At 55.3% G+C, this 21,616-nt stretch carries 24 protein-coding genes; 13 read left to right on the top strand and 11 right to left on the bottom strand.

The window, feature by feature from the left end; genetic code table 11:
• Window positions 1-11: 11 nt before the first annotated feature.
• Window positions 12-563, top strand: a complete 552-nt coding sequence (locus SK54_RS16345) for a TetR/AcrR family transcriptional regulator (protein ID WP_015571021.1) — start codon at window positions 12-14, stop codon at window positions 561-563.
• Between the two features lie 21 nt (window positions 564-584).
• Here the strand turns inward: SK54_RS16345 and arsC are convergent, their stop codons facing one another.
• The 6 genes from arsC to SK54_RS16320 form a co-directional block, all read right to left on the bottom strand.
• Entirely contained in the window at window positions 585-1,016 is a 432-nt protein-coding gene (gene arsC / locus SK54_RS16340; protein WP_015571020.1) for a glutaredoxin-dependent arsenate reductase, read from the bottom strand.
• A gap of 12 nt (window positions 1,017-1,028) precedes the next feature.
• Window positions 1,029-2,318, bottom strand: a complete 1,290-nt coding sequence (locus tag SK54_RS16335; protein WP_045343706.1) for an arsenic transporter — start codon at window positions 2,316-2,318, stop codon at window positions 1,029-1,031.
• A gap of 40 nt (window positions 2,319-2,358) precedes the next feature.
• Window positions 2,359-2,679, bottom strand: a complete 321-nt coding sequence (locus SK54_RS16330; protein WP_015571018.1) for a metalloregulator ArsR/SmtB family transcription factor — start codon at window positions 2,677-2,679, stop codon at window positions 2,359-2,361.
• A 109-nt stretch (window positions 2,680-2,788) separates the two neighbouring features.
• Complete coding sequence (locus tag SK54_RS16325) at window positions 2,789-3,280, bottom strand: Hcp family type VI secretion system effector (protein ID WP_017384881.1); 492 nt, start codon at window positions 3,278-3,280, stop codon at window positions 2,789-2,791.
• 254 nt (window positions 3,281-3,534) lie between these two features.
• Window positions 3,535-4,056 carry a DUF2778 domain-containing protein gene (locus SK54_RS22145; protein ID WP_075550062.1) on the bottom strand — a complete coding sequence of 174 codons (522 nt, stop codon included), beginning with the start codon at window positions 4,054-4,056 and terminating at the stop codon, window positions 3,535-3,537.
• Window positions 4,057-4,722: 666 nt separating this feature from the next.
• Window positions 4,723-6,408 carry an aspartate:alanine antiporter gene (locus SK54_RS16320; protein ID WP_026080732.1) on the bottom strand — a complete coding sequence of 562 codons (1,686 nt, stop codon included), beginning with the start codon at window positions 6,406-6,408 and terminating at the stop codon, window positions 4,723-4,725.
• Between the two features lie 274 nt (window positions 6,409-6,682).
• On the opposite strand from SK54_RS16320, the gene SK54_RS16315 reads away from it, so the two are divergent.
• On the top strand, window positions 6,683-7,057 hold the full coding sequence (locus SK54_RS16315) for an inner membrane protein YbjM (RefSeq protein WP_017384878.1): 375 nt from the start codon (window positions 6,683-6,685) through the stop codon (window positions 7,055-7,057).
• Between the two features lie 30 nt (window positions 7,058-7,087).
• Here the strand turns inward: SK54_RS16315 and SK54_RS16310 are convergent, their stop codons facing one another.
• On the bottom strand, window positions 7,088-7,357 hold the full coding sequence (locus SK54_RS16310) for a GrxA family glutaredoxin (protein WP_006809455.1): 270 nt from the start codon (window positions 7,355-7,357) through the stop codon (window positions 7,088-7,090).
• A gap of 185 nt (window positions 7,358-7,542) precedes the next feature.
• On the opposite strand from SK54_RS16310, the gene nfsA reads away from it, so the two are divergent.
• From nfsA to SK54_RS16250, 11 genes are all read left to right on the top strand, one after another.
• Window positions 7,543-8,265, top strand: a complete 723-nt coding sequence (nfsA, locus tag SK54_RS16305; RefSeq protein WP_015571015.1) for a nitroreductase NfsA — start codon at window positions 7,543-7,545, stop codon at window positions 8,263-8,265.
• Window positions 8,266-8,329: 64 nt separating this feature from the next.
• Complete coding sequence (gene rimK, locus SK54_RS16300) at window positions 8,330-9,232, top strand: 30S ribosomal protein S6--L-glutamate ligase (RefSeq protein WP_017693733.1); 903 nt, start codon at window positions 8,330-8,332, stop codon at window positions 9,230-9,232.
• A 63-nt stretch (window positions 9,233-9,295) separates the two neighbouring features.
• Window positions 9,296-9,772, top strand: coding sequence for a YbjN domain-containing protein (locus SK54_RS16295; RefSeq protein WP_003858385.1), 477 nt, complete (start codon window positions 9,296-9,298; stop codon window positions 9,770-9,772).
• A 350-nt stretch (window positions 9,773-10,122) separates the two neighbouring features.
• On the top strand, window positions 10,123-11,235 hold the full coding sequence (gene potF, locus SK54_RS16290) for a spermidine/putrescine ABC transporter substrate-binding protein PotF (protein ID WP_048247600.1): 1,113 nt from the start codon (window positions 10,123-10,125) through the stop codon (window positions 11,233-11,235).
• A gap of 143 nt (window positions 11,236-11,378) precedes the next feature.
• Window positions 11,379-12,512, top strand: a complete 1,134-nt coding sequence (gene potG, locus SK54_RS16285) for a putrescine ABC transporter ATP-binding subunit PotG (RefSeq protein ID WP_017693732.1) — start codon at window positions 11,379-11,381, stop codon at window positions 12,510-12,512.
• Window positions 12,513-12,521: 9 nt separating this feature from the next.
• Entirely contained in the window at window positions 12,522-13,475 is a 954-nt protein-coding gene (potH, locus tag SK54_RS16280; RefSeq protein ID WP_017693731.1) for a putrescine ABC transporter permease PotH, read from the top strand.
• Window positions 13,472-14,317 carry a putrescine ABC transporter permease PotI gene (potI, locus tag SK54_RS16275; RefSeq protein ID WP_003858378.1) on the top strand — a complete coding sequence of 282 codons (846 nt, stop codon included), beginning with the start codon at window positions 13,472-13,474 and terminating at the stop codon, window positions 14,315-14,317. The genes potH and potI overlap by 4 nt, the downstream gene beginning before the upstream one ends.
• Window positions 14,318-14,359: 42 nt before the next feature.
• Window positions 14,360-14,857: a YbjO family protein gene (locus SK54_RS16270; protein WP_156172758.1), complete on the top strand. Its 498-nt coding sequence runs from the start codon at window positions 14,360-14,362 to the stop codon at window positions 14,855-14,857.
• Window positions 14,858-14,897: 40 nt separating this feature from the next.
• Complete coding sequence (gene rlmC / locus SK54_RS16265) at window positions 14,898-16,028, top strand: 23S rRNA (uracil(747)-C(5))-methyltransferase RlmC (RefSeq protein WP_017693730.1); 1,131 nt, start codon at window positions 14,898-14,900, stop codon at window positions 16,026-16,028.
• Window positions 16,029-16,341: 313 nt separating this feature from the next.
• The gene (locus SK54_RS16255) at window positions 16,342-17,049 is read left to right on the top strand and encodes a response regulator transcription factor (protein ID WP_022650690.1); all 708 of its coding nucleotides are present in this window, start codon (window positions 16,342-16,344) and stop codon (window positions 17,047-17,049) included.
• Window positions 17,033-18,502, top strand: a complete 1,470-nt coding sequence (locus SK54_RS16250; protein ID WP_048247597.1) for a sensor histidine kinase — start codon at window positions 17,033-17,035, stop codon at window positions 18,500-18,502. Before SK54_RS16255 ends, SK54_RS16250 begins: the two co-directional genes overlap by 17 nt.
• 76 nt (window positions 18,503-18,578) lie before the next feature.
• On the opposite strand, the gene artJ is transcribed toward SK54_RS16250, so the two are convergent.
• From artJ to artI, 4 genes are all read right to left on the bottom strand, one after another.
• Window positions 18,579-19,310, bottom strand: a complete 732-nt coding sequence (artJ, locus tag SK54_RS16245) for an arginine ABC transporter substrate-binding protein ArtJ (RefSeq protein ID WP_015571008.1) — start codon at window positions 19,308-19,310, stop codon at window positions 18,579-18,581.
• Between the two features lie 179 nt (window positions 19,311-19,489).
• Window positions 19,490-20,158: an arginine ABC transporter permease ArtM gene (gene artM, locus SK54_RS16240; protein WP_003858369.1), complete on the bottom strand. Its 669-nt coding sequence runs from the start codon at window positions 20,156-20,158 to the stop codon at window positions 19,490-19,492.
• Window positions 20,158-20,874, bottom strand: a complete 717-nt coding sequence (gene artQ / locus SK54_RS16235; RefSeq protein ID WP_003858367.1) for an arginine ABC transporter permease ArtQ — start codon at window positions 20,872-20,874, stop codon at window positions 20,158-20,160. Before artQ ends, artM begins: the two co-directional genes overlap by 1 nt.
• A gap of 6 nt (window positions 20,875-20,880) precedes the next feature.
• A complete protein-coding gene (artI, locus tag SK54_RS16230; protein WP_006174322.1) occupies window positions 20,881-21,612 on the bottom strand; it encodes an arginine ABC transporter substrate-binding protein ArtI in 732 nt (243 codons plus the stop codon).
• Window positions 21,613-21,616 lie beyond the last annotated feature (4 nt).

Here is a 21,616-nt window from a genome sequence, read left to right as displayed (position 1 = left end):
ATGAGGATTTTATGAGCAGACCACCGAACGACCCTAACCGCCGCGAGAAGATACTCCAGGCGACGCTGGACACCATTGCTGAGCACGGTATTCATGCCGTCACGCACCGCAAAATTGCCACCTGCGCAGGCGTGCCGCTGGGGTCGATGACCTACTATTTCGACGGGATGGAGTCGCTTCTGGAGGAGGCATTCACGTGGTTTACGCAGCAGATGTCTCAGCAGTACCGGGATTTCTTCGCGGGGGTTACGGGGCGCGAGAGGGCGTGCGAGGCCATTACCACGCTGATCCACAGTTCAGCCGTGACCACGCCACACAATATGGCGCTGATGTATCAGCTGTACGCGTTTATGCACCGCAGCGCCGCGCTGAAAACGGTGATGCAGGACTGGATGAAGATGAGCCAGGCTACGCTGGAGCAGTGGTTTGATCCGGCCACCGCCCGCGCGCTGGATGCGTTTATCGAGGGGATGACGCTGCATTTTGTGACCGATCGGTCGCCGTTAACCCGGGAGGAGATCCGGGTGATGGTGGGGCGGATTGCAGGCGAGGATACCGTCTGATAGCACTCGCCCCGGCTACGCTTATTGTCGGGAGATTTTTTTCCCGCTGGCGTCAACGACGACTTCGCCATCTTCCTTTGTAAATGCCCCTTTTTGCGCGTCCGGAAGGATGTCGAGAACGACTTCAGAAGGACGGCACAGACGGGTGCCCAGCGGTGTCACCACAATCGGACGGTTAATCAGGATGGGGTATTGCAGCATGAAATCGATAAGCTGGTCATCGGTGAAATTTCCCCCGGCAAGGCCCAGTTGCTCATAAGGCTCGACGTTTTTGCGCAGCAGATCGCACACGGAAATCCCCATGTCTGCAATCAGCCTGGTCAGTTGATCGCGTGACGGCGGGTTTTCCAGATAGAGGACAATCTCTGGTTCCGTACCGCTGTTGCGGATCATCTCCAGCGTATTGCGCGACGTGCCGCAGGCGGGGTTGTGATAAATGGTGATGTAGCTCATATCAGTGACTCATTATGGTGTGAAGGAGAGACGTAGCGCGAGTGCGGCGAGCGTCACAAAGAGAACCGGCAGGGTCATTATGATGCCCGTCCTGAAGTAGTAGCCCCAGGTAACAGTCATGTTTTTCTGTGCCAGCACATGGAGCCAGAGCAGGGTAGCCAGACTTCCTATGGGGGTAATTTTCGGCCCCAAATCGCAGCCAATCACGTTAGCGTAAATCATTGCCTCTTTAACCAACCCTGTTGCAGCACTACCCTCAATGGAGAGCGCGCCAATCAGCACCGTTGGCATATTGTTCATTATGGATGACAGGAAGGCGGTGATAAATCCGGTTCCCAGCGTGGTGATCCAGAGTCCGTATCCGGCTAAGTGATCAAGAACGCCTGAAAGAGACTCCGTCAGCCCGGCGTTGCGCAGGCCATACACCACCAGATACATCCCCAGCGAGAAGATAACAATTTGCCACGGCGCGCCGCGCAGCACTTTTCCAGTGTTAATGGCGTGCCCGCGTTTAGCAACGGCAAACAAAATCAGCGCGCCAGTTGTTGCGATAGCGCTGACCGGGATACCCAGAGGTTCAAGCACAAAGAAACCGACAAGCAGTAGCAGCAGCACGATCCAGCCCGTTCTGAACGTTGGCAGGTCGTGAATGGCCCGTGCGGGCTCGCGGAGTTTTGCCTGGTCATATTCGTGGGGAATTTCTTTTCGGAAGAACAGATGCAGCATCACCAGCGTTGCGGCAATCGCAGCGATATCAACCGGGATCATCACCGAGGCGTATTCGCTGAAGCCCAGCTTAAAGAAGTCCGCCGACACAATGTTGACCAGGTTGGAGACAATCAGCGGCAGGCTGGCGGTATCGGCGATAAATCCCGCCGCCATCACGAACGCCAGCGTAGCCTGCTTGCTGAACCCCAGCGCCAGCAGCATAGCGATGACGATAGGGGTGAGGATCAGCGCCGCGCCGTCATTGGCAAACAGCGCCGCCACGGCTGCGCCCAGCAGCACGATCCAGGTAAACAGCAATCGCCCGCGACCGTTTCCCCAGCGGGCAACGTGCAGCGCGGCCCACTCGAAAAAGCCGGACTCATCCAGAAGCAGGCTGATAATGATGACGGCGATGAACGTTGCCGTCGCATTCCAGACGATATTCCATACCACAGGGATATCGTTGATGTGGATCACGCCGCTCATCAGCGCCAGCACGGCGCCAATGGTGGCGCTCCAGCCGATACTGAGCCCTTTGGGCTGCCAGATAACCAGTACCAGCGTAAACAGAAAAATAGCCCCTGCCAGAAACATCTTTTACTCCGTTATATCTGTTATTGTGAATGTGTTTTGGTCAGCACGAGCCCGGAAGTCGGTTTTTCAGCTTCATACGCGTCTCTTCCCGCAGGCAGTTCCAGCTGGTGTCGATAACGGTTGCCGCCCATGCAGGCATGTTGGGAGAGAGACGGTAGTAGATCCACTTACCCTCGCGACGGTCGATGGCCAGCCCGGCCTCGCGCAGTAAGGCCATGTGGCGGGAGACTTTCGGCTGCGGCTCGTTGGTAGCGGAGCAGAGATCGCAGACGCACAGCTCGCCCGCTTCACGCAGAAGCATGACGATGGAGAGGCGCGTTTCGTCGGAGAGGGTTTTGAAGAGCTGAACGGGGTGAAGCATCTGGCGATCCTGCGTGGTTTTTATCATATACATTAAATCATATATGTTTGTGGCGAGTGAGGGAAGGGCAATAAGGGCAAATAAATGCCCTTAAAGAAGTACTTTTATTTTACGCCGTAGTGCGTTCGTTCCAGGCGTCACTGTGCTGGATGTTCCCATCAACAATGCGCCAGGTGATCTTCTCATACTGCAAGCTGACGCTTTCGACGTGGTTAATTTTATCGTTGGCCGCGATTTTCACATTAGGTACGCTACAGTTAACCCCAGTCACCTTCACGTTCTCCATGAAGACTGTGTAATAGCACACTTCCTGACCGGCATCGTTAATATGATAGAACTTAATTTCTGCGCTTTTTAGCGCCTGGCCAGTGGCGGCAGCTTTATAAAGATATGGGGTAGAACTATCCACCTCCTTTTCGATCCTCATAGAAGAGTGCTGTCGTGTACCGGTAATCGCTCCATTTGCGCTGTTAACCGGAAGATTGATACCGTGACTTAAACCGATTATCTCAATGCTTCCTTCGCGGTCCTGAACATCTACTGAGCCTTTGATATCTGCGCCGCCGTCGTCTTTGAGCCACATATAGGGAGGGATTGGCATATTATTTTTTCCTTATTTTATTGAATAACTTCATTGTTAAGAGATAGAAAACTGTTGTGAGAGTAAACAGGATTAAAATATCGGTGTTTATATATGTTTCGTACATTGTTTCCGCATTCACATCACCATAGATGAAGCCGCAAATAGCAGTTGCAACATTATGATTAATATAATCTGTTGAAGGACCCAGCGTGCGTCCTAGCGGAAAGCTAATTAACACAAACCAGACGGCCTTAAGCAGTCTTGATCCCCATTTACGGGCAAGTGTAGCTATATCCACCGTCAACAACCTCAATACAGCCGCGAGCCATAAGTGAACGCATACATGGAACCTGAATAAGCTCTGTGTTCATAAGAGCGTTACGGATTAATGCATAATCGGAGTTATGAGCGATTGTTATACACCCTTCTGACACTGTACCGGGATGGAGTCTGAACAGCCCGCGATAGACGTGATCAACCCATGTTCCATCGTCGATTCCCAAATCATCCTTATATAAAGCAAACCACTCATCACGGCCAAATTCCGCACCGGATCTTATTTTGTTCCATTGGTCCTGAACATGAGCTTTTAATGAGGATAAGAAACCTCCTGAGCCTCGATCAACAATCCAATATTTACCTGGGGGAATTGGGCCTGCACCTTGTATTGCGCCACAAGTTCCTTGATTACGGTAAGTTCCCTGACCGGAATGCGCCATAAAGATGCCAACCCCATATAAATTAAATGGGGCGTAGTCAGCACCATTTAGCGTCATTGTTCCATTTATAGCCATACATACCAACCCTTCTTGTCACCGTTGGATTTTATCTTCGGCATGGTCGTCATCTTTAATCCAAATACTGCTGCTGAAAAGTCCATCTCTGTTAATTCCATCATTTACATTTATTCGCCGTAGCATATGCCCGCAGATGAGATGAAAATTCAAACCTGATCATGTTAAACCCAAGGAATCTGTTTTTAGGAAATTGACCAGGTAAATTTTAACCAAGTAATAGAAATGACTTATGAAAGTTCCCACACTGCCAGGACGATTTTATTAGCCATTAGCAATAACGGCTGAAATGAAACTGATGTTCTTGCGCATCCTTTCAGAAACATTTGATGTGCGACAGTTAACCTTATTTCCTGATCTTGATGGTTTTTGTAAAGCGCCCTCTGAGCATGTTAAGAGGTGGGATAACGAAAGATGGTGATACATGTATTTTTAGTCGCCATTTTGCCGCCACTGGGCTTGATGATGCAATATAACCTGTTGATTTTAATGTTAATAAAATTCAGGCAACAAAAAACCCATCAACCTTGAACCAAAACGGCGGGGTTGATGGGCTCCACAAATTGGGGACATCAAAGAAAAGCAGTGGCACTAGTTATGACTGCACCCTGCGTAAAAAGTTCTGCGCGTAACGAAAATTTTTTGCGCCACACGCAAACTTGAGATTTATCCGAGTCCAGGCCAGATAATGATGATCAGCGTACCCGCCAGCGTCAGCAGCACGTTGGCGATTGCGTACGTGCCTGCATAGCCCAGCGCCGGGATATTGCTGCGCGCAGTGTCGCTGATGATCTCCATCGCCGGTGCGCAGGTGCGCGCGCCCATCATCGCGCCGAAGAGCAGGGCGCGGTTCATGCGCAGCACGTAGGCGCCGAACAGGAAACAGATCACCACCGGTACCAGGCTGACGATAAGTCCGGAAACCAACATTTGCCAGCCGACCGCGCCCAGGCCGTTGCCAATGCCGCTCCCGGCGCTTAAGCCGACACCCGCCATAAAGACCATCAGACCGAACTCTTTCACCATGTTCAGCGCCCCCTGAGGGATATAGCCGAAGGTGGGATGGTTCGCTCGCAGGAAGCCCAGCATGATCCCGGCGAACAGCAGACCGGCTGCGTTACCAATGCCGAAGCTAAAGTTGCTGAACTGGAAGGTGATCATCCCGATCATCAGGCCGACAATGAAGAAGGCGCAGAAGGCTAACAGGTCCGTCACCTGGCTGTGGATCGAGATAAAGCCGATACGGTCGGCAACGGTTTTAACACGTCGGGCATCGCCGCTGACCTGCAACACATCGCCTTTATTGAGCACCACGTTATCGTCGATAGGCATTTCAATCTGGCTGCGGATCACGCGGTTGAGGAAACAACCGTGGTCGGTCAGCTTCAGCTGTGCCAGACGGCGGCCCACGGCGTTGTGGTTTTTCACCACAATCTCTTCGGTGACGATACGCATGTCCAGCAGGTCGCGGTCAAACACCTCTTTCCCGTTGCGGAAGCTCGGATCGAGACGCGCGTGGGCGTCCGGGTAGCCAACAAGGGCGATGTCATCGCCCATCTGGAGCACCGCGTCACCGTCCGGGTTTGCCAGAATGCCGTTACGACGGATACGTTCGATGTAGCAGCCGGTCTGACGGTAGATCCCCAGCTCGCGCAGGTTTTTCCCGTCGGTCCAGGCAACCAGCTCCGGCCCGACGCGGTAGGCGCGGATCACCGGCAGGTAAACTTTACGTTTGGAGTCCGTGTCCAGGCCGCGCTCGCGGGCGATGGTCTGGGCGCTGGTCTGGAGATCCTGATGCTGAAGTTTTGGCAGATAGCGCGCGCCAACAATCAGGCTCACCAGACCAATCAGATAGGTCAGGGCATAGCCCAGACTCAGGTTGTCCAGCGCGGAGGAAAGCTGCGTGCCTGCCATGCCAGAATGACGAAGCGTATCCCCCGCGCCAACAAGCACCGGCGTGGAGGTCATCGAGCCTGCCAGCATACCGGCCGTTAAGCCGATGTCCCAGCCAAACAGTTTGCCCAGCCCTAACGCAATCAGCAGGGCGCTGCCGACCATCACCAGCGCCAGCATCAGGTAATTTTTGCCGTCTCGGAAGAAAATGGAAAAAAAGTTCGGACCGGCTTCCACGCCTACGCAAAAAATAAACAGCATGAAACCTAAGTTAAGCGCGTCCGTGTTAATACTGAAATGTTGTTGACCTAATAACAGGGAGACGACTAAAACGCCAATGGAATTACCAAGTTGAACTGAACCCAGGCGTAATTTACCCAGACAAAGGCCCAGCGCCAGTACCACAAATAATAACAGGATGTAATTCCCATTTAACAAGTCTGCGACGTTTATATTCACGGAGGCTAACTTCTTGTTTACCAGTAAGTTGTTGAATGAAAGGACTATTTGGGCTACTGTTTTCAGAGTCAGGGAATCACTTTGCATCTCCCTGCTTCCTGATAAATACCCTAAACACTAGCAGTCGGTTAGTTTAATCGTAATAGCTACCGACAGCCACCTATTATCGCACGACTTCTGTGCGTGCTTTGGCAAGGATTGCCGCATTGCTTTATCTGACTGGGCGTCCACCGGACGATTTTTGTATTTGATAGAGATAAGTCAGGAGGATAGTTTGAACTTTAAACGAAACTGGGCTGGCGTAATCAGCTGTTTTTTGCTGTTTACGGTCGTTTGCATGTCGCTCGCTTTTAACGTGAAAGGCGCCTTCAGAGCGTCCGGTCATCCCGAGCTGGGCCTGTTGTTCTTCATCCTGCCGGGGGTAGTCGCTGGTTTTCTCTCGCGTAAAGGCGAGGTGGTGATGCCGCTTATTGGGGCAATGCTTGCGGCCCCGCTCTGCCTGCTTCTGATGCGCGTGCTGTTTCTCTCGTCGAGAAGCGTCTGGCAGGAAGTGGCGTGGCTACTGAGTGGCGTTTTCTGGTGTGCGCTGGGCGCGCTCTGTTTCTTATTTACGCGCAGCCTGCTGCAACAGCGGAAGCACCGTAAATAAAAACGCCCTCAGGGTGAGGGCGTCTTCGCATTACTGAGCCGCAAACAGGCCCAGGTGTTCTTTGGCGTAGGCCTCAAAATCGGTACAGCCGCCGATGTGTTTCTGATCGAGGAAGATCTGCGGCACGGTTTCAACCGGCTTACCCACGGTTTTTTCCAGATCGGCTTTAGTGATGCCTTCCGCGTGGATATCCACGTAACGGAAGTTGAAATCATCACGTTCTTCAGTCAGTTTCTCTGCCAGCTCTTTCGCGCGTACACAGTAAGGGCATCCTGGACGACCAAAAATTACTGCAAACATTTCTCTCTCCTCAAAAAACAAGCCTGACGGCGAATAGCGCCTATAGTGCACGATAACCTGCCGTCATGGAAAGAAGGTTTCACCTGTCACTTTGATACAGTCAGGCTATGTTTCGCCAATTACATCAGGTGGATCATTGCCTATACTGGCTGCCATACGTTTTACGCAACACAAAGAGAGACAAAATGACGCCAACCATTGACCTGCTTCGTTCCCACCGTTCCATTCGCCATTTCACCGATGAGCCGATTACCCAGGCGCAGCGGGAAGCGATCATCGACAGCGCAAGAGGCACCTCCAGCTCCAGCTTTTTGCAGTGCAGCTCCATTATCCGCATCACCGATCCGGCGATGCGTGAGCAGCTGGTAACGCTGACGGGCGGACAAAAGCACGTTGCCCAGGCGGCTGAGTTCTGGGTGTTCTGCGCCGATTTTAACCGTCATCTGCAAATCTGCCCCGAGGCCGAGCTGGGGCTGGCGGAACAGCTGCTGCTGGGCGTGGTGGATACGGCGCTGATGGCGCAAAACGCGTTCACGGCGGCGGAATCGCTGGGGCTTGGCGGCGTCTATATTGGCGGGCTGCGTAACAACATCGAAAGCGTGACGGAACTGCTGAAGCTGCCGAAACACGTGCTGCCGCTGTTTGGTCTGTGCCTCGGCTGGCCGGCAGATAACCCGGATCTGAAGCCGCGCATTCCTGCTGCGATGCTGGTGCATGAAAACCACTACCAGCCGGTCGACCAGGACGTTCTGCATCAATACGATGAAGAGCTGGCGAACTACTATCTGACGCGCGACAGCAACAACCGCCGCGACACCTGGAGCGACCATATTCGTCGCACCATCATCAAGGAGAACCGCCCGTTCATTCTTGATTACCTGCACAAACAGGGCTGGGCAACGCGGTAGTCCATTCCTCCTGCGCCTCGTGTATGATAGGCAGGCTTTTACCATGTCTTTAGAGAGGTGCAGGGTGAAAATTGCCATATTGTCCCGGGATGGAACGCTCTATTCATGTAAACGCCTGCGAGAAGCGGCGGCGAAACGCGGACATCAGATTGAGATCCTCGATCCGATGTCCTGCTATATGAACATCGACCCTGCGGCATCGTCGATTCATTACAAAGGCCGCAAACTCCCGCATTTTGATGCGGTGATCCCCCGCATTGGCTCCCAGATCACCTATTACGGTACGGCTGCGCTGCGCCAGTTTGAAATGCTGGGAAGCTATCCGCTCAACGAGTCCGTGGCGATCTCACGCGCCCGCGATAAGCTGCGCTCGCTGCAACTGCTGGCGCGCCAGGGGATCGATCTGCCCGTCACCGGGATTGCCCACTCCCCGGACGACACCAGCGATTTAATCGACATGGTGGGCGGTGCGCCGCTGGTTATTAAGCTGGTGGAAGGTACGCAGGGTATTGGGGTGGTACTGGCGGAGACGCGTCAGGCGGCGGAAAGCGTGATCGACGCGTTTCGCGGTCTGAATGCCCATATTCTGGTGCAGGAGTATATTAAAGAGGCCAACGGGTGCGACATCCGCTGCTTTGTGGTGGGCGATGAAGTGGTGGCCGCCATAGAGCGGCAGGCAAAAGAGGGCGACTTCCGCTCTAACCTGCACCGCGGCGGTATCGCGCGGGTGGCCCTTATTAGCGAGCGCGAGCGCGAGATTGCTGTGAAAGCAGCGCAGACGCTGGGCCTGGACGTGGCGGGGGTCGATCTGCTGCGTGCCGGGCGCGGGCCGCTGGTGATGGAAGTCAACGCCTCGCCGGGGCTGGAAGGGGTGGAAAAAACCACAGGCGTCGATATTGCAGGTAAAATGATCGCATGGATTGAACGCCATGCGACGCCGGGATTTTGCCTGAAAACGGGCGGTTAAATGGATCGGCGCGCACTTTTTGCGTAATCTGGACAACGTTTTTATTTAAGAGGCTGCACAGCGATGGATTTACAGGTCGTACCTACACTGGATACGTTACGTCAATGGCTCGATGATGCCGGTATTACTTTCTTCGAATGCGACTCCTGCCAGGCGCTGCATCTGCCTCACATGCAAAATTTCGATGGCATTTTCGATGCCAAAATCGATCTGATTAACGACGTGATCCTGTTCTCGGCGCTGGCTGAAGTAAAGCCTTCTGCGCTGCTGGCGCTGGCGTCTGATCTGTCAGCGATCAACGCCAGTTCTTTGACGGTGAAAGCGTTTCTCGACATACAGGATGATAATCTGCCAAAGCTGGTGGTTTGCCAGTCTTTATTCTCCGGCGCGGGGCTCTCCTTCAAGCAATTCGCCTGGTTTATGCGCCTGAGCGAAGAGCAAATTTCAATGGTAATGATGGAAGCCAACGCACATCACCTGCTGTATAGCGCGGAAGATGATGCCGAGAATAATGATGCATCTCCCAATTTTCTCCACTAAGCCTGTCTGACTTTTGCGCAGTCGCTGCCAGAGCGGCTGCATAACACCGTTTTTTCTGCTGCTTTTAACCTTTCTTTAAAGAGTTTTTCACCTCCTCTCCGGCCGTTTCGGCTTATCACGTAGACATAATCTGCATAAAAAATTGATAAAAGGCGTTTTTTCGTCTGGGCTATAGCCGGAGACACGGGCTACAGTTATTCTTGCGGTGCTTAAAAAAGCGAGCGGAACCTGCCGGGAAGAGGGGGGTATTTTATTTCGGGCAGAGCGACAAACTATGCATGATTATTGCATATCTTCAAGCTGCACAGTTTTGGTTCGTTTGTTAACGAACTTTCAGAAGGAATAACAATATGATCGCCTTGAATAAAAAATGGTTATCGGGTCTGGTTGCGGGTGCTCTGATGGCCGTCTCTGCCGGCACGCTCGCTGCGGAACAAAAAACGCTGCACGTCTATAACTGGTCTGACTATATTGCGCCGGACACCGTCGCGAATTTTGAAAAAGAGACCGGCATTAAGGTTGTCTACGACGTATTCGATTCCAACGAAGTGCTGGAAGGCAAACTGATGGCGGGCAGCACCGGTTTCGATCTGGTGGTGCCGTCGGCAAGCTTCCTGGAGCGTCAGCTGACCGCCGGTGTCTTCCAGCCGCTGGACAAGAGCAAATTACCGAACTGGAAAAACCTCGATCCGGACGTGCTGAAGCTGGTGGCGAAGCACGATCCGGAGAATAAATACGCGATGCCTTACCTGTGGGCGACCACCGGTATTGGCTATAACGTGGATAAAGTCAAAGCGGCGCTGGGCCCGGACGTCAAGCTGGACAGCTGGGACGTGGTGCTGAAGCCGGAAAACCTCGAGAAGCTGAAAAGCTGCGGCGTCTCTTTCCTCGATGCGCCGGAAGAGATTTTCGCCACCGTGCTTAACTATCTCGGCAAAGATCCTAACAGCAGCAAGGCCGACGACTACACCGGTCCGGCAACCGACCTGCTCCTGAAGCTGCGTCCGAATATTCGCTACTTCCAATCCTCTCAGTACATCAACGACCTGGCTAACGGGGATATCTGCGTGGCCATCGGCTGGGCGGGCGATGTCTGGCAGGCGGCGAACCGCGCGAAAGAGGCCAAAAACGGCGTAAATGTTTCCTACTTCATTCCGAAGGAGGGGGCGCTGGCGTTCTTCGACGTCTTCGCGATGCCGGCTGATGCGAAAAATAAAGAGGAAGCGTATCAATTCCTCAACTACCTGATGCGTCCGGAGGTGATTGCCCACATCAGCGACCATGTCTACTACGCCAACGGTAACAAGGCCTCCGTGCCGCTGGTGAGCGAAGAAATCCGCAATAATCCGGCGATCTATCCGCCAGCCGATGTGTTTGCCAAGCTCTTCACCCTGAAAGTGCAGGAACCGAAAATTGACCGTGTGCGTACCCGCGCGTGGACCAAGGTGAAAAGCGGTAAGTAACGGCGTTTGATATCGTTGCCCGGTGGCGCTGTCGCTTACCGGGCCGACAGATCCCGTAGGCCGGGCAAGCGTTAGCGCCGCCCGGCGATGCGCACCCTGACGGTGCGTTTGCACCAGTGTTGATCTATGCCGGAGAGCACCCCGTGAATGACGCTATCCCCCGCCCGCAGGCGAAAGTCCGTAAAGCGCTGACCCCGCTTCTTGAAATTCGTAACCTCACCAAATCCTTCGACGGCCAGCATGCCGTGGACGATGTCAGCCTGACGATCTACAAAGGTGAAATTTTTGCTTTGCTCGGCGCATCGGGCTGCGGCAAATCAACACTGCTGCGTATGCTGGCAGGCTTTGAACAGCCTACCGCCGGGCAGATCGTGCTGGATGGGGTAGACCTCTCCAGCGTGCCGCCGTACCAGCGGCCCATAAACATGATGTTCCAGTCCTATGCCCTGTTCCCGCACATGACCGTTGAGCAGAACATCGCCTTCGGCCTGAAGCAGGACAAACTGCCGAAAGCCGAAATCACCGCGCGCGTGGCAGAGATGCTGAGCCTGGTGCATATGCAGGAGTTTGCGAAGCGTAAGCCGCATCAGCTTTCCGGCGGCCAGCGTCAGCGCGTGGCGCTGGCAAGAAGTCTGGCGAAGCGACCAAAATTATTACTGCTCGACGAGCCGATGGGCGCGCTGGATAAAAAGCTGCGCGACCGGATGCAGCTGGAAGTGGTGGATATCCTCGAGCGCGTGGGGGTGACCTGCGTGATGGTGACCCACGATCAGGAAGAGGCGATGACCATGGCCGGGCGCATTGCGATCATGAATCGCGGTAAGTTCGTGCAGATCGGCGAGCCGGAAGAGATCTATGAACACCCGACAACCCGCTACAGCGCGGAGTTCATCGGCTCGGTGAACGTCTTCGAAGGGCTACTGAAGGAACGCCAGGACGACGGTCTGGTGATTGAATCGCCGGGGCTGGTGCACCCGCTGAAGGTTGATTCTGATAACTCCGTGGTGGACAACGTGCCGGTTTACGTTGCCCTGCGCCCGGAAAAAATCATGCTTTGCGATGAGCCGCCCGCCGATGGCTATAACTTTGCCGTGGGCGAAGTGGTGCACATTGCCTATCTCGGCGATCTGTCGATTTACCATGTGCGCCTGAAAAGCGGCCAGATGCTCAGCGCCCAGTTACAGAACGAACACCGGTATCGCAAGGGACAGCCAACCTGGGGCGACGAAGTGAGCCTCTGCTGGGATGCGGACAGTTGCGTAGTCCTGACGGTATAAGGAGCGGTCATGAGCACACTTGAACCTCCAGCCCGCGTCAAAAAACCGGGCGGTTTCGCGCTCTGGCTGGCGCGCATGCAGATGGCGCATGGCCGCAAGCTGGTCATCGCCATGCCCTATATCTGGCTGATCCTGCTGTTTCTGCTGCCGTTCCTGATCGTCTTTAAGATCAGCCTGGCGGAGATGGCGCGGGCGATCCCACCGTATACCGATCTGTGGGAGTGGGCCGACGGGCAGCTGACGCTGACCTTAAACCTCGGTAATTTCCTGCAACTGACCGACGATCCGCTCTATTTCGAAGCCTATTTGCAGTCGTTACAGGTTGCGGCCATTTCTACGATTTGCTGCTTGTTGATGGGCTACCCGCTGGCGTGGGCAGTGGCGCACAGCAAGCCGTCGACGCGAAATATTTTACTGCTGTTGGTCATTTTACCGTCGTGGACGTCGTTCCTGATCCGCGTGTACGCGTGGATGGGGATCCTGAAGAATAACGGCATACTGAATAATTTCCTGCTGTGGCTTGGGGTCATCGACCAGCCGCTGACGATCCTGCACACCAACCTTGCGGTGTATATCGGGATTGTCTATGCCTATCTGCCGTTTATGGTGCTGCCGATCTATACGGCGCTGACGCGAATCGATTACTCGCTGGTGGAAGCCTCGCTGGATCTCGGCGCACGCCCGTTGAAGACTTTCTTCAGCGTCATTGTGCCGCTCACCAAAGGCGGGATCATCGCCGGATCGATGCTGGTGTTTATCCCGGCGGTCGGGGAGTTTGTGATCCCGGAACTGCTCGGCGGCCCGGACAGTATCATGATTGGCCGCGTGCTGTGGCAGGAGTTCTTCAATAACCGCGACTGGCCGGTGGCCTCGGCGGTGGCGATCGTCATGTTACTGCTGCTGATCGTGCCGATCATGTGGTTCCACAAACATCAGCAGAAACAGATGGGAGACCACGGATGAACAACTTACCGGTAGTACGCTCCCCGTGGCGAATTGCGATCCTGATTATCGGCTTTACCTTCCTGTATGCGCCAATGCTGATGCTGGTGATCTACTCGTTCAACAGCTCTAAGCTGGTCACCGTCTGGGCGGGCTGGTCCACGCGCTGGTACAGCGAGCTGTTCCATGATGATGCGATGATGAGCGCGGTGGGGCTGAGCCTGACCATTGCGGCGCTGGCGGCGACGATGGCCTGCGTGCTGGGCACTATCGCCGCGCTGGTGATGGTGCGCTTTGGCCGTTTCCGCGGGGCGAATGGTTTCGCGTTTATGATCACCGCCCCGCTGGTTATGCCGGACGTCATCACCGGCCTGTCGCTACTGCTGCTGTTTGTCGCGCTGGCGCACGCCATCGGCTGGCCAGCGGATCGCGGGATGCTCACCATCTGGCTGGCACATGTCACCTTCTGTACGGCGTATGTGGCGGTGGTGATCTCCTCGCGACTGCGCGAGCTGGATCGCTCCATTGAAGAGGCGGCGATGGATCTCGGCGCAACGCCGCTGAAGGTCTTTTTCATCATCACGCTGCCGATGATTATGCCGGCTGTGATCTCCGGCTGGCTGCTGGCGTTCACGCTCTCGCTCGACGATCTGGTTATCGCCAGCTTTGTGTCGGGGCCGGGCGCGACGACGCTGCCGATGCTGGTCTTCTCCAGCGTGCGGATGGGGGTGAATCCGGAGATCAACGCCCTGGCGTCCATCATCCTTGGCGTGGTCGGAATTGTCGGATTTATCGCCTGGTATTTGATGGCGCGCGCGGAAAAACAGCGTGTGCGCGATATCCAGCGTGCAAGACGCGGCTGAAGGAATTACTATTTCCAATGATGTGCCGCGTATGACGCGGCACTGTTTTTCAGGGAAGTAAAAACATTGGGATTCTCACAAAAAACACGTCATTCGCACGCTCGTCCGAACGTCCCTGCACTGGTGCAGGTGGCGGCGCTCGCCATTATTATGATCCGCTGCCTGGATGTGCTGATGATAATGAACACGCTGGGTCCGCGCGGAATGGGGGAATTTATTCACCGCAGCGCGCAGACGTGGAATCTGACGCTGGTGTTTCTCAGCAGCCTGATGCTGGTGTTTATTGAGATCTACTGTGCGTTCTCGCTGGTGAAAGGACGTAACTGGGCGCGCTGGGTGTATCTGCTTACGCAGATCACCGCCGCAGGCTACCTGTGGGCCGCCTCGCTGGGCTATGGCTATCCGGAGCTGTTCAGCATACCCGGTGAGTCGCGACGCGAGATTTTCCATTCACTGGTGATGCAAAAACTGCCGGATATGCTGGTGCTCTGCCTGCTTTATCTCCCGGCTTCCAGTCGGCGGTTCTTCCGCCTGCAATAATGTGTATAATCGCAGCCCTCGTGTTTCTTAAGGTTTTCATATGCAGTGCGCACTCTATGACGCCGGACGCTGCCGCTCCTGTCAGTGGATAGAACAGCCGGTCTCTCAACAACTCACCGCCAAAATGGCCGACCTGCAACAGCTGCTGACAGCACATGCGGTGGGCGAGTGGTGCGCACCCGTAAGTGGCCCGGAACAGGGCTTTCGCAATAAAGCCAAAATGGTGGTCAGCGGCAGCGTTGAAAAGCCGCTGCTGGGGATGCTGCACCGCGACGGCACCCCGGAAGATTTAACCGACTGCCCGCTATATCCCGCCTCGTTTGAGCCGGTGTTTAGCGCGCTGAAACCGTTTATCGCCCGGGCGGGGTTAACGCCCTATAACGTTGCCCGCAGGCGCGGCGAGCTGAAATACCTTTTGCTGACCGAAAGCCAGATCGACGGCGGGATGATGCTGCGCTTTGTGCTGCGTTCGGAAAACAAGCTGGAGCAGCTGCGCGCGGCGCTTCCGGGGTTGCAGGAACAGCTTCCGCAGCTCAAGGTTATCACCGCGAATATTCAGCCGGTGCATATGGCGATCATGGAAGGGGAGAAAGAGATTTTCTTCACCGAACAGCATGCGCTGGCGGAGAGCTTTAACGGCGTGCCGCTGTGGATCCGTCCGCAAAGCTTCTTTCAAACTAACCCCACCGTCGCCAGCGCGCTGTATGCCACCGCGCGCGACTGGGTGCGTGCGTTACAGGTTCATCACATGTGGGATCTGTTCTGCGGCGTCGGCGGCTTTGGCCTGCACTGTGCCACGCCAGACATGCAGCTCACCGGAATTGAGATCTCCGCCGAAGCGATTGCCTGCGCGAAGCAGTCCGCCGCAGAGCTGGGGCTGACGAATCTGCACTTCCAGGCGCTGGACTCGACCCGGTTCGCCACCGGACAGGGCAACGTGCCGGAGCTGGTGCTGGTGAACCCGCCGCGCCGGGGTATCGGCCAGGCGCTCTGCGACTACCTGAGCCAGATGGCGCCGGAGTACATTGTCTACTCCAGCTGTAACGCGCAGACCATGGCGAAGGATATCGCTCATCTACCGGGCTACCGCATTGAACGCGTGCAGCTTTTCGATATGTTCCCGCATACCGCCCATTATGAAGTGCTGACGTTGTTGGTGAAAACGCGCTAATCCTCAACATCGCCCGGTGGCGCTGCGCTTACCGGGCCTACGATCCGGAGTAGGCCGGGTAAGGCGTAGCCGCCACCCGGCTTTGTTTGCTCAACCCAGTAATGCGACTCCCGTCTCTGTTTTAAGCCAGCGTGGCGCTTTCAACTGGTCGGCAAAATAGCCTGTCAGCTCACGTTGTTAACCAAAGCGCAGGCCGGGTAAGGCGAAGCCGCCACCCGGCATAAACCCCGCACAATGTTCAACAAAATGTGAACTCTTCCCCCGCTCGAAATCAGGTAAGCTTACGTCATAACAAATGATTGAAGGCTTACCCATGAAGCAGATCCTGCTGGTAGAAGACGACCACGATATCGCGGCACTCCTGCGTCTTAATCTGGAAGATGAAGGCTACGCCATTACCCACGAGCCCGACGGGGGCAACGCCTTACAGCGTCTTGAAACACAGCCGTGGGACGCGGTGATCCTCGATCTGATGCTGCCGAATGTCGATGGTCTGGAGATTTGCCGCCGTATCCGCCAGATGACCCGCTACCTGCCCATTATCATCATTAGCGCCCGCAGCAGTGAAACTGACCGTATTACCGGCCTGGAAACCGGGGCGGATGATTATCTGGCAAAACCTTTCTCGGTGCAGGAGCTGATTGCCCGCATTAAGGCGCTGTTTCGCCGTCAGCAGGCGATGGGCCAGGCGCAGACGGACGGCATTATTCAGGCGCACGGACTGACTATCGATCCGCTGGCGCGCACCGTGCGCCTTAACGGTCAACACGTCGATCTCACCCCGCGCGAATTTGAACTGCTCTATTTCTTTGCCCGCCATCCCGGAGAGGTCTTTTCGCGGCTGGCACTGCTGGAGCAGGTATGGGGGTATCAGCACGAAGGCTACGAACACACCGTCAATACCCACATTAACCGCCTGCGCATTAAAATAGAGAAAGATGCCGCCGAGCCGGAGATCGTTCGCACCGTCTGGGGCAAAGGCTACAAATTTGCGGAGCAGAATCATGATGCGTCGCTTTAGCCTGAGCCAGCGCCTGACGCTGCTGTTTACGGCGTTACTGCTGCTCTGCGCCACCGTCGCCTGTGCGGTGCAGCTCTACAGCAGCATGCAGTACGGCAATGCGATGGTGCAGCGGCTCTCCGGTGGGCTGGCGCAGCAGATTGTGCAGCGGGAAGCGATTCTGGATGCGCAGGGCAGGGTGGATCGCAGCGCCTTAAAACCGCTGTTCGACCGGCTGATGACCTTTAATCCGAGCGTCGAGCTGTATGTTGTCTCGCCAGATGGCGATATCCTGGCCGATGCCGCCCCGCCGGGGCACATTCAGCGGCAAAAAATTGACCTCGTGCCGATACAGAATTTCCTCAGCGGGACGGTGATGCCGGTGTTTGGCGACGATCCCCGAAGCCAGAATAAGAAAGTCTTCAGCGCCACCCCGCTGCGGCAGGACGGTGAGCTGAAGGGGTATCTGTACATTATTTTGCAGGGGGAGGAGTCCAACGCGCTGGCGGAGATGGCCTGGCACAAAGCGCTCTGGAGTACGGCGCTGTGGTCGATGCTGCTGGTGGCGCTGTTTGGTCTGCTGGCGGGGTTGCTGCTCTGGTACTGGGTGACGCGCCCGGTTAAAGAGCTCACGCTGGACGTGGCCGGGCTGGAGCAGGACAGCATCAGCGCGATTAAGCAGCTGGCGGCCCAGCCGCTTGAGCCTGCCGGCCAGGATGAAGTGGCGACCCTGCGCAATACCTTTATCGAGCTGGCGCGCAAAATCACCTCTCAGTGGGATCGGCTGGCCGACAGCGACCGCCAGCGCCGGGAGTTTATCGCCAACATTTCGCACGACTTACGCACCCCGCTGACGTCGCTGCTGGGTTATCTGGAAACGCTGTCGCTGAAATCCGCAACGCTGTCGCCGCAGGAGCATCAGCAGTACCTCGCTACCGCGCTGCGTCAGGGGCAAAAGGTACGCCATCTGTCGCAGCAGCTGTTCGAGCTGGCGCGTCTTGAGCACGGCGGCATCAAGCCCCAGCGCGAGCGTTTTGCCATGGCTGAACTGATTTCCGACGTGGCGCAAAAGTTTGAACTCGCTGCCCGCACGCGTGAGTTAAATCTGCACATTGACGTCCCGGGTCCGCTGCCGCAGGTGTTGGCCGATGTTTCCATGATTGAACGGGTGGTGACGAATCTGCTGGATAATGCGATACGCCATACCCCAGCAGGTGGAGACATTCGTCTGGCGGTGTGGCAGGAGAACGACCGGTTACAGGTTGAAGTGGCCGACAGCGGAACGGGTGTTGATGCCGCATTACGGGACGATCTGTTCCAGCGTCCGTCAGCGTTAAATCCACAGGCCTCGCGGGAGCACCGGGGCGGGTTAGGGCTGTTAATCGTGAAAAGAATGCTGGAGCTGCACGGCGGGGGGATCAGGCTGATGGAGTCCGTGAGCGGGGCACGGTTCAGGTTCTTTGTGCCGCTTTAAGAAATTGCCGGGTGGCGGCTTCGCCTTACCCGGCCTACAGACCACCCCCGTAGGCCAGGTCACCCGGCAAAAAAGGTTATTGCGGGAACCACTGCTCGCTGATTTTCTGGTATGTGCCGTCAGCTTTGATCGCTTTCAGCGCGCCGTTCAGTTTCTCAAGCAGAGCCTTGTTATCCGGACGCACGGCAATACCGAGGCCAGTGCCGAAATACTGCGGATCGGTCACTTTCTCCGTCGCTGTACCCAGCTGCGGGTTGGTTTTCAGCCACTCATTCACGACCGCGGTGTCGCCAAATACGCCATCAATACGGCCATTTTTCAGGTCGATAATGGCGTTCTGGTAGCTGTCGTAGGCCACGGTTTTCACTTCAGGATGCTTGTCCTGGAGGTATTTCTGGTGCGTGGTGCCGTTCTCCATGCCGATGCGCTTGCCTTTCAGCTCGTCGAAAGATTTATAAGCCCCTTTCTTCGCAATCACCACCGCAGAGTTCGCGTAGTACGGGTCGGTGAACGCGACCTGCTTGCTGCGCTCTGGCGTGATGTCCATGCCGGAGATCACCGCGTCGTACTTTTTAAATTTCAGGGACGGGATCAGGCTGTCAAATGCGTGGTTAGTAAAGGTGCAGTCGGCCTGCATCTGCTTGCACAGCGCTTTCGCCAGGTCGATGTCGAAGCCGACGATCTGGTTGCTGGCATCCAGCGATTCAAACGGCGGATAGGTGGCAGAAACGCCGAAATTGATTTTATCGGCGGCGGATGCGCCAGCGGCGAAGGTTGCGAGTAATGCGGCCAGAACTAACTTTTTCATTGTAATGCTCCCGTCTGTCAATCTTGTCATTATGCGCCGTGTCTGCGGCATGGATGTACAATGCCACTCAATGAATTTATATGCAATAAATATGATTAAATATTATTTAATGCATAAAAAAATGCGGGTAACCCATCAGGTTACCCGCACTACGAAATCAGCTTTATGCATTAAGTCGATTAATTTCTGCGCTCAAACGCCAGCGCCTTACGCTCGATAAGACGCATCATCAGGGTCAGCAGACCGTTGACCACCAGATAGACCAGACCCGCCGCACCGAACACCATCACGTCGTAGGTGCGTCCGTACAGCAGTTGTCCGTGGCCCATCACTTCCATCAGGGTGATGGTGTAGGCCAGGGAGGTACTTTTGAACACCAGCACGACTTCGTTGGAATAGGAAGAGAGGGCGCGCTTAAAGGCATAAGGCAGCAGGATCGCCAGCGTATCCTTCTTGCTCATGCCCAGAGCCCCGCAGGACTGCCACTGGCCTTCCGGGATCGCGCGAATGGCACCGTAGAACAGCTGCGTGGTATAGGCCGCGCTGTTCAGGGAGAGGGCAATCAGGGCGCAGAGCCATGGCTCAGAGAGCAGATGCCAGATAACCGGATATTCCTGTAACGACGGGAACTGGCCCGGGCCGTAGTAAATCAGGAAGATCTGCACCAGCAGCGGCGTTCCGGTAAAGAGCGTAATGTAGCCACGTACAATCCACACCAGCACCGGCGTTTTCAGCGTCAGGACGATGGTGAAGATCAGCGCCAGGATCAGCGCCACGATGATAGACGCGACGGTCAGCGTCAGGCTGGTGTGCAGCCCTTTCATCAGTTCGGGTAAATAATCCAGCATCAGCCTGGTCTCCGTTCAAAACGCGTTGCGCGCAAATCAATACGCTTCAGAACGTACTGGCTCAGCAACGTGATCACCAGGTAGATAGCCGCCGCGACGATGTACCAGGTAAACGGCTCCTGCGTACGGGTGGCGATACTTTTTGTTTGCAACATCAAATCGTTCACGCTGATCAGGCTCACCAGCGCGGTATCTTTCAGCAGTACCAGCCACTGGTTACCCAGCCCTGGCAGGGCATGACGCCACATCTGCGGCATCACCAGGCGGAAGAAGATCGCCGCTTTCGACAGACCCAGCGCCTGGCCGGATTCCCATTGACCCTGCGGTACCGCCTTCAGCGCTCCGCGCAGCGTTTGTGACGCATAGGCCGAATAGAGCAGGGAGAGCGCAATCACGCCGCACAGGAACGGGCTGACGTCGAAGTTCTCAATCTGCATCTGCACCGGGATCTGCGCAAAGCCGAGATTAATCGTGAAGCCGTCCGACAGCGTTAACAGCAGCTGTGAGGAGCCGAAATAGATAAACAGGACCACCAGAATTTCCGGCAGTCCACGCAGCACAGTCACCAGCGCTGAACCGAGCCATGCGACAGGGCGCCACTTAACGGACTCCCACACCGCAAAGAACATCGCCAGTACGAGGCCGATAATCAGTGCACAAACGGCAAGGCCGACGGTCATCCCGGCGGCGCTTGCTAAAGGAAAAATTTCATTCATCAGGAATTACTTCTGGAACCATTTTTTGTAGATGGTTTCGTAGGTGCCGTCTTTCTTCACTTTTTCCAGCGCAGCGTTGAATTTCTGCTGCAACTCGGTATTGCCCTGACGTACGGCAATACCCAGACCTGTACCGAAGTAGTCTTTATCGGTCACCTTGTCACCCACGGCGGCCAGCTTGTCGTTCGCTTTCAGCCATTCAGTCACAACAGCCGTGTCCCCGAACACCGCATCGATACGACCGTTTTGCAGGTCCAGCTTCGCATTCTGGTAGCTGTCATACGGCACGGTGGTGATTTCCGGATGCTTATCCATGATGAATTTCTGGTGCGTCGTGCCGTTCTGCACGCCCACTTTCTTGCCTTTCAGCAGATCAACAGAGGCGTATTTCCCTTTCTGACCGATGAACAGCGCAGAGTTGTCATAGTAAGGGGTGGTGAACAGAACCTGTTTTTCACGCTCAGGGGTGATGTCCATGCCCGCCATTACGGCGTCGATACGACGGAACTTCAGGCTTGGGATCAGGCTGTCGAAGGCCTGGTTGCTGAAGGTACAGGTCGCATCAATCTCTTTACACAGGGCGTTAGCCAGGTCCACATCAAAGCCGACAATCTTATTGTTGGCATCAATGGATTCAAACGGAGGATAAGACGCTTCAGTGGCGAAACGAATGGTCTGAGCTGCGGTAGCGGAAAGGCTGACGCTAGCGAGCAGCGCGGCAATCAATACTTTTTTCATTATC

Source organism: Enterobacter sp. MGH120 (assembly GCF_001037725.1).
Classification (GTDB): domain Bacteria; phylum Pseudomonadota; class Gammaproteobacteria; order Enterobacterales; family Enterobacteriaceae; genus Enterobacter; species Enterobacter hormaechei_C.
This window is presented reverse-complemented; position numbering and strand designations above follow the sequence as displayed.

Bases quoted from the DNA above. Each gene is read 5' to 3' on its own strand.
- SK54_RS22145 (WP_075550062.1), bottom strand. From the start codon at position 4,056: ATGGCTATAAATGGAACAATGACGCTAAATGGTGCTGACTACGCCCCA.
- nfsA (WP_015571015.1), top strand. From the start codon at position 7,543: ATGACGCCAACCATTGACCTGCTTCGTTCCCACCGTTCCATTCGCCAT.
- rlmC (WP_017693730.1), top strand. From the start codon at position 14,898: ATGCAGTGCGCACTCTATGACGCCGGACGCTGCCGCTCCTGTCAGTGG.
- artM (WP_003858369.1), bottom strand. From the start codon at position 20,158: ATGCTGGATTATTTACCCGAACTGATGAAAGGGCTGCACACCAGCCTG.
- potF (WP_048247600.1), top strand. From the start codon at position 10,123: ATGATCGCCTTGAATAAAAAATGGTTATCGGGTCTGGTTGCGGGTGCT.
- artI (WP_006174322.1), bottom strand. From the start codon at position 21,612: ATGAAAAAAGTATTGATTGCCGCGCTGCTCGCTAGCGTCAGCCTTTCC.
- SK54_RS16325 (WP_017384881.1), bottom strand. From the start codon at position 3,280: ATGCCAATCCCTCCCTATATGTGGCTCAAAGACGACGGCGGCGCAGAT.
- SK54_RS16345 (WP_015571021.1), top strand. From the start codon at position 12: ATGAGCAGACCACCGAACGACCCTAACCGCCGCGAGAAGATACTCCAG.
- potI (WP_003858378.1), top strand. From the start codon at position 13,472: ATGAACAACTTACCGGTAGTACGCTCCCCGTGGCGAATTGCGATCCTG.
- SK54_RS16330 (WP_015571018.1), bottom strand. From the start codon at position 2,679: ATGCTTCACCCCGTTCAGCTCTTCAAAACCCTCTCCGACGAAACGCGC.
- artQ (WP_003858367.1), bottom strand. From the start codon at position 20,874: ATGAATGAAATTTTTCCTTTAGCAAGCGCCGCCGGGATGACCGTCGGC.
- arsC (WP_015571020.1), bottom strand. From the start codon at position 1,016: ATGAGCTACATCACCATTTATCACAACCCCGCCTGCGGCACGTCGCGC.
- SK54_RS16255 (WP_022650690.1), top strand. From the start codon at position 16,342: ATGAAGCAGATCCTGCTGGTAGAAGACGACCACGATATCGCGGCACTC.
- SK54_RS16295 (WP_003858385.1), top strand. From the start codon at position 9,296: ATGGATTTACAGGTCGTACCTACACTGGATACGTTACGTCAATGGCTC.
- potH (WP_017693731.1), top strand. From the start codon at position 12,522: ATGAGCACACTTGAACCTCCAGCCCGCGTCAAAAAACCGGGCGGTTTC.
- artJ (WP_015571008.1), bottom strand. From the start codon at position 19,310: ATGAAAAAGTTAGTTCTGGCCGCATTACTCGCAACCTTCGCCGCTGGC.
- SK54_RS16250 (WP_048247597.1), top strand. From the start codon at position 17,033: ATGATGCGTCGCTTTAGCCTGAGCCAGCGCCTGACGCTGCTGTTTACG.
- SK54_RS16335 (WP_045343706.1), bottom strand. From the start codon at position 2,318: ATGTTTCTGGCAGGGGCTATTTTTCTGTTTACGCTGGTACTGGTTATC.
- SK54_RS16310 (WP_006809455.1), bottom strand. From the start codon at position 7,357: ATGTTTGCAGTAATTTTTGGTCGTCCAGGATGCCCTTACTGTGTACGC.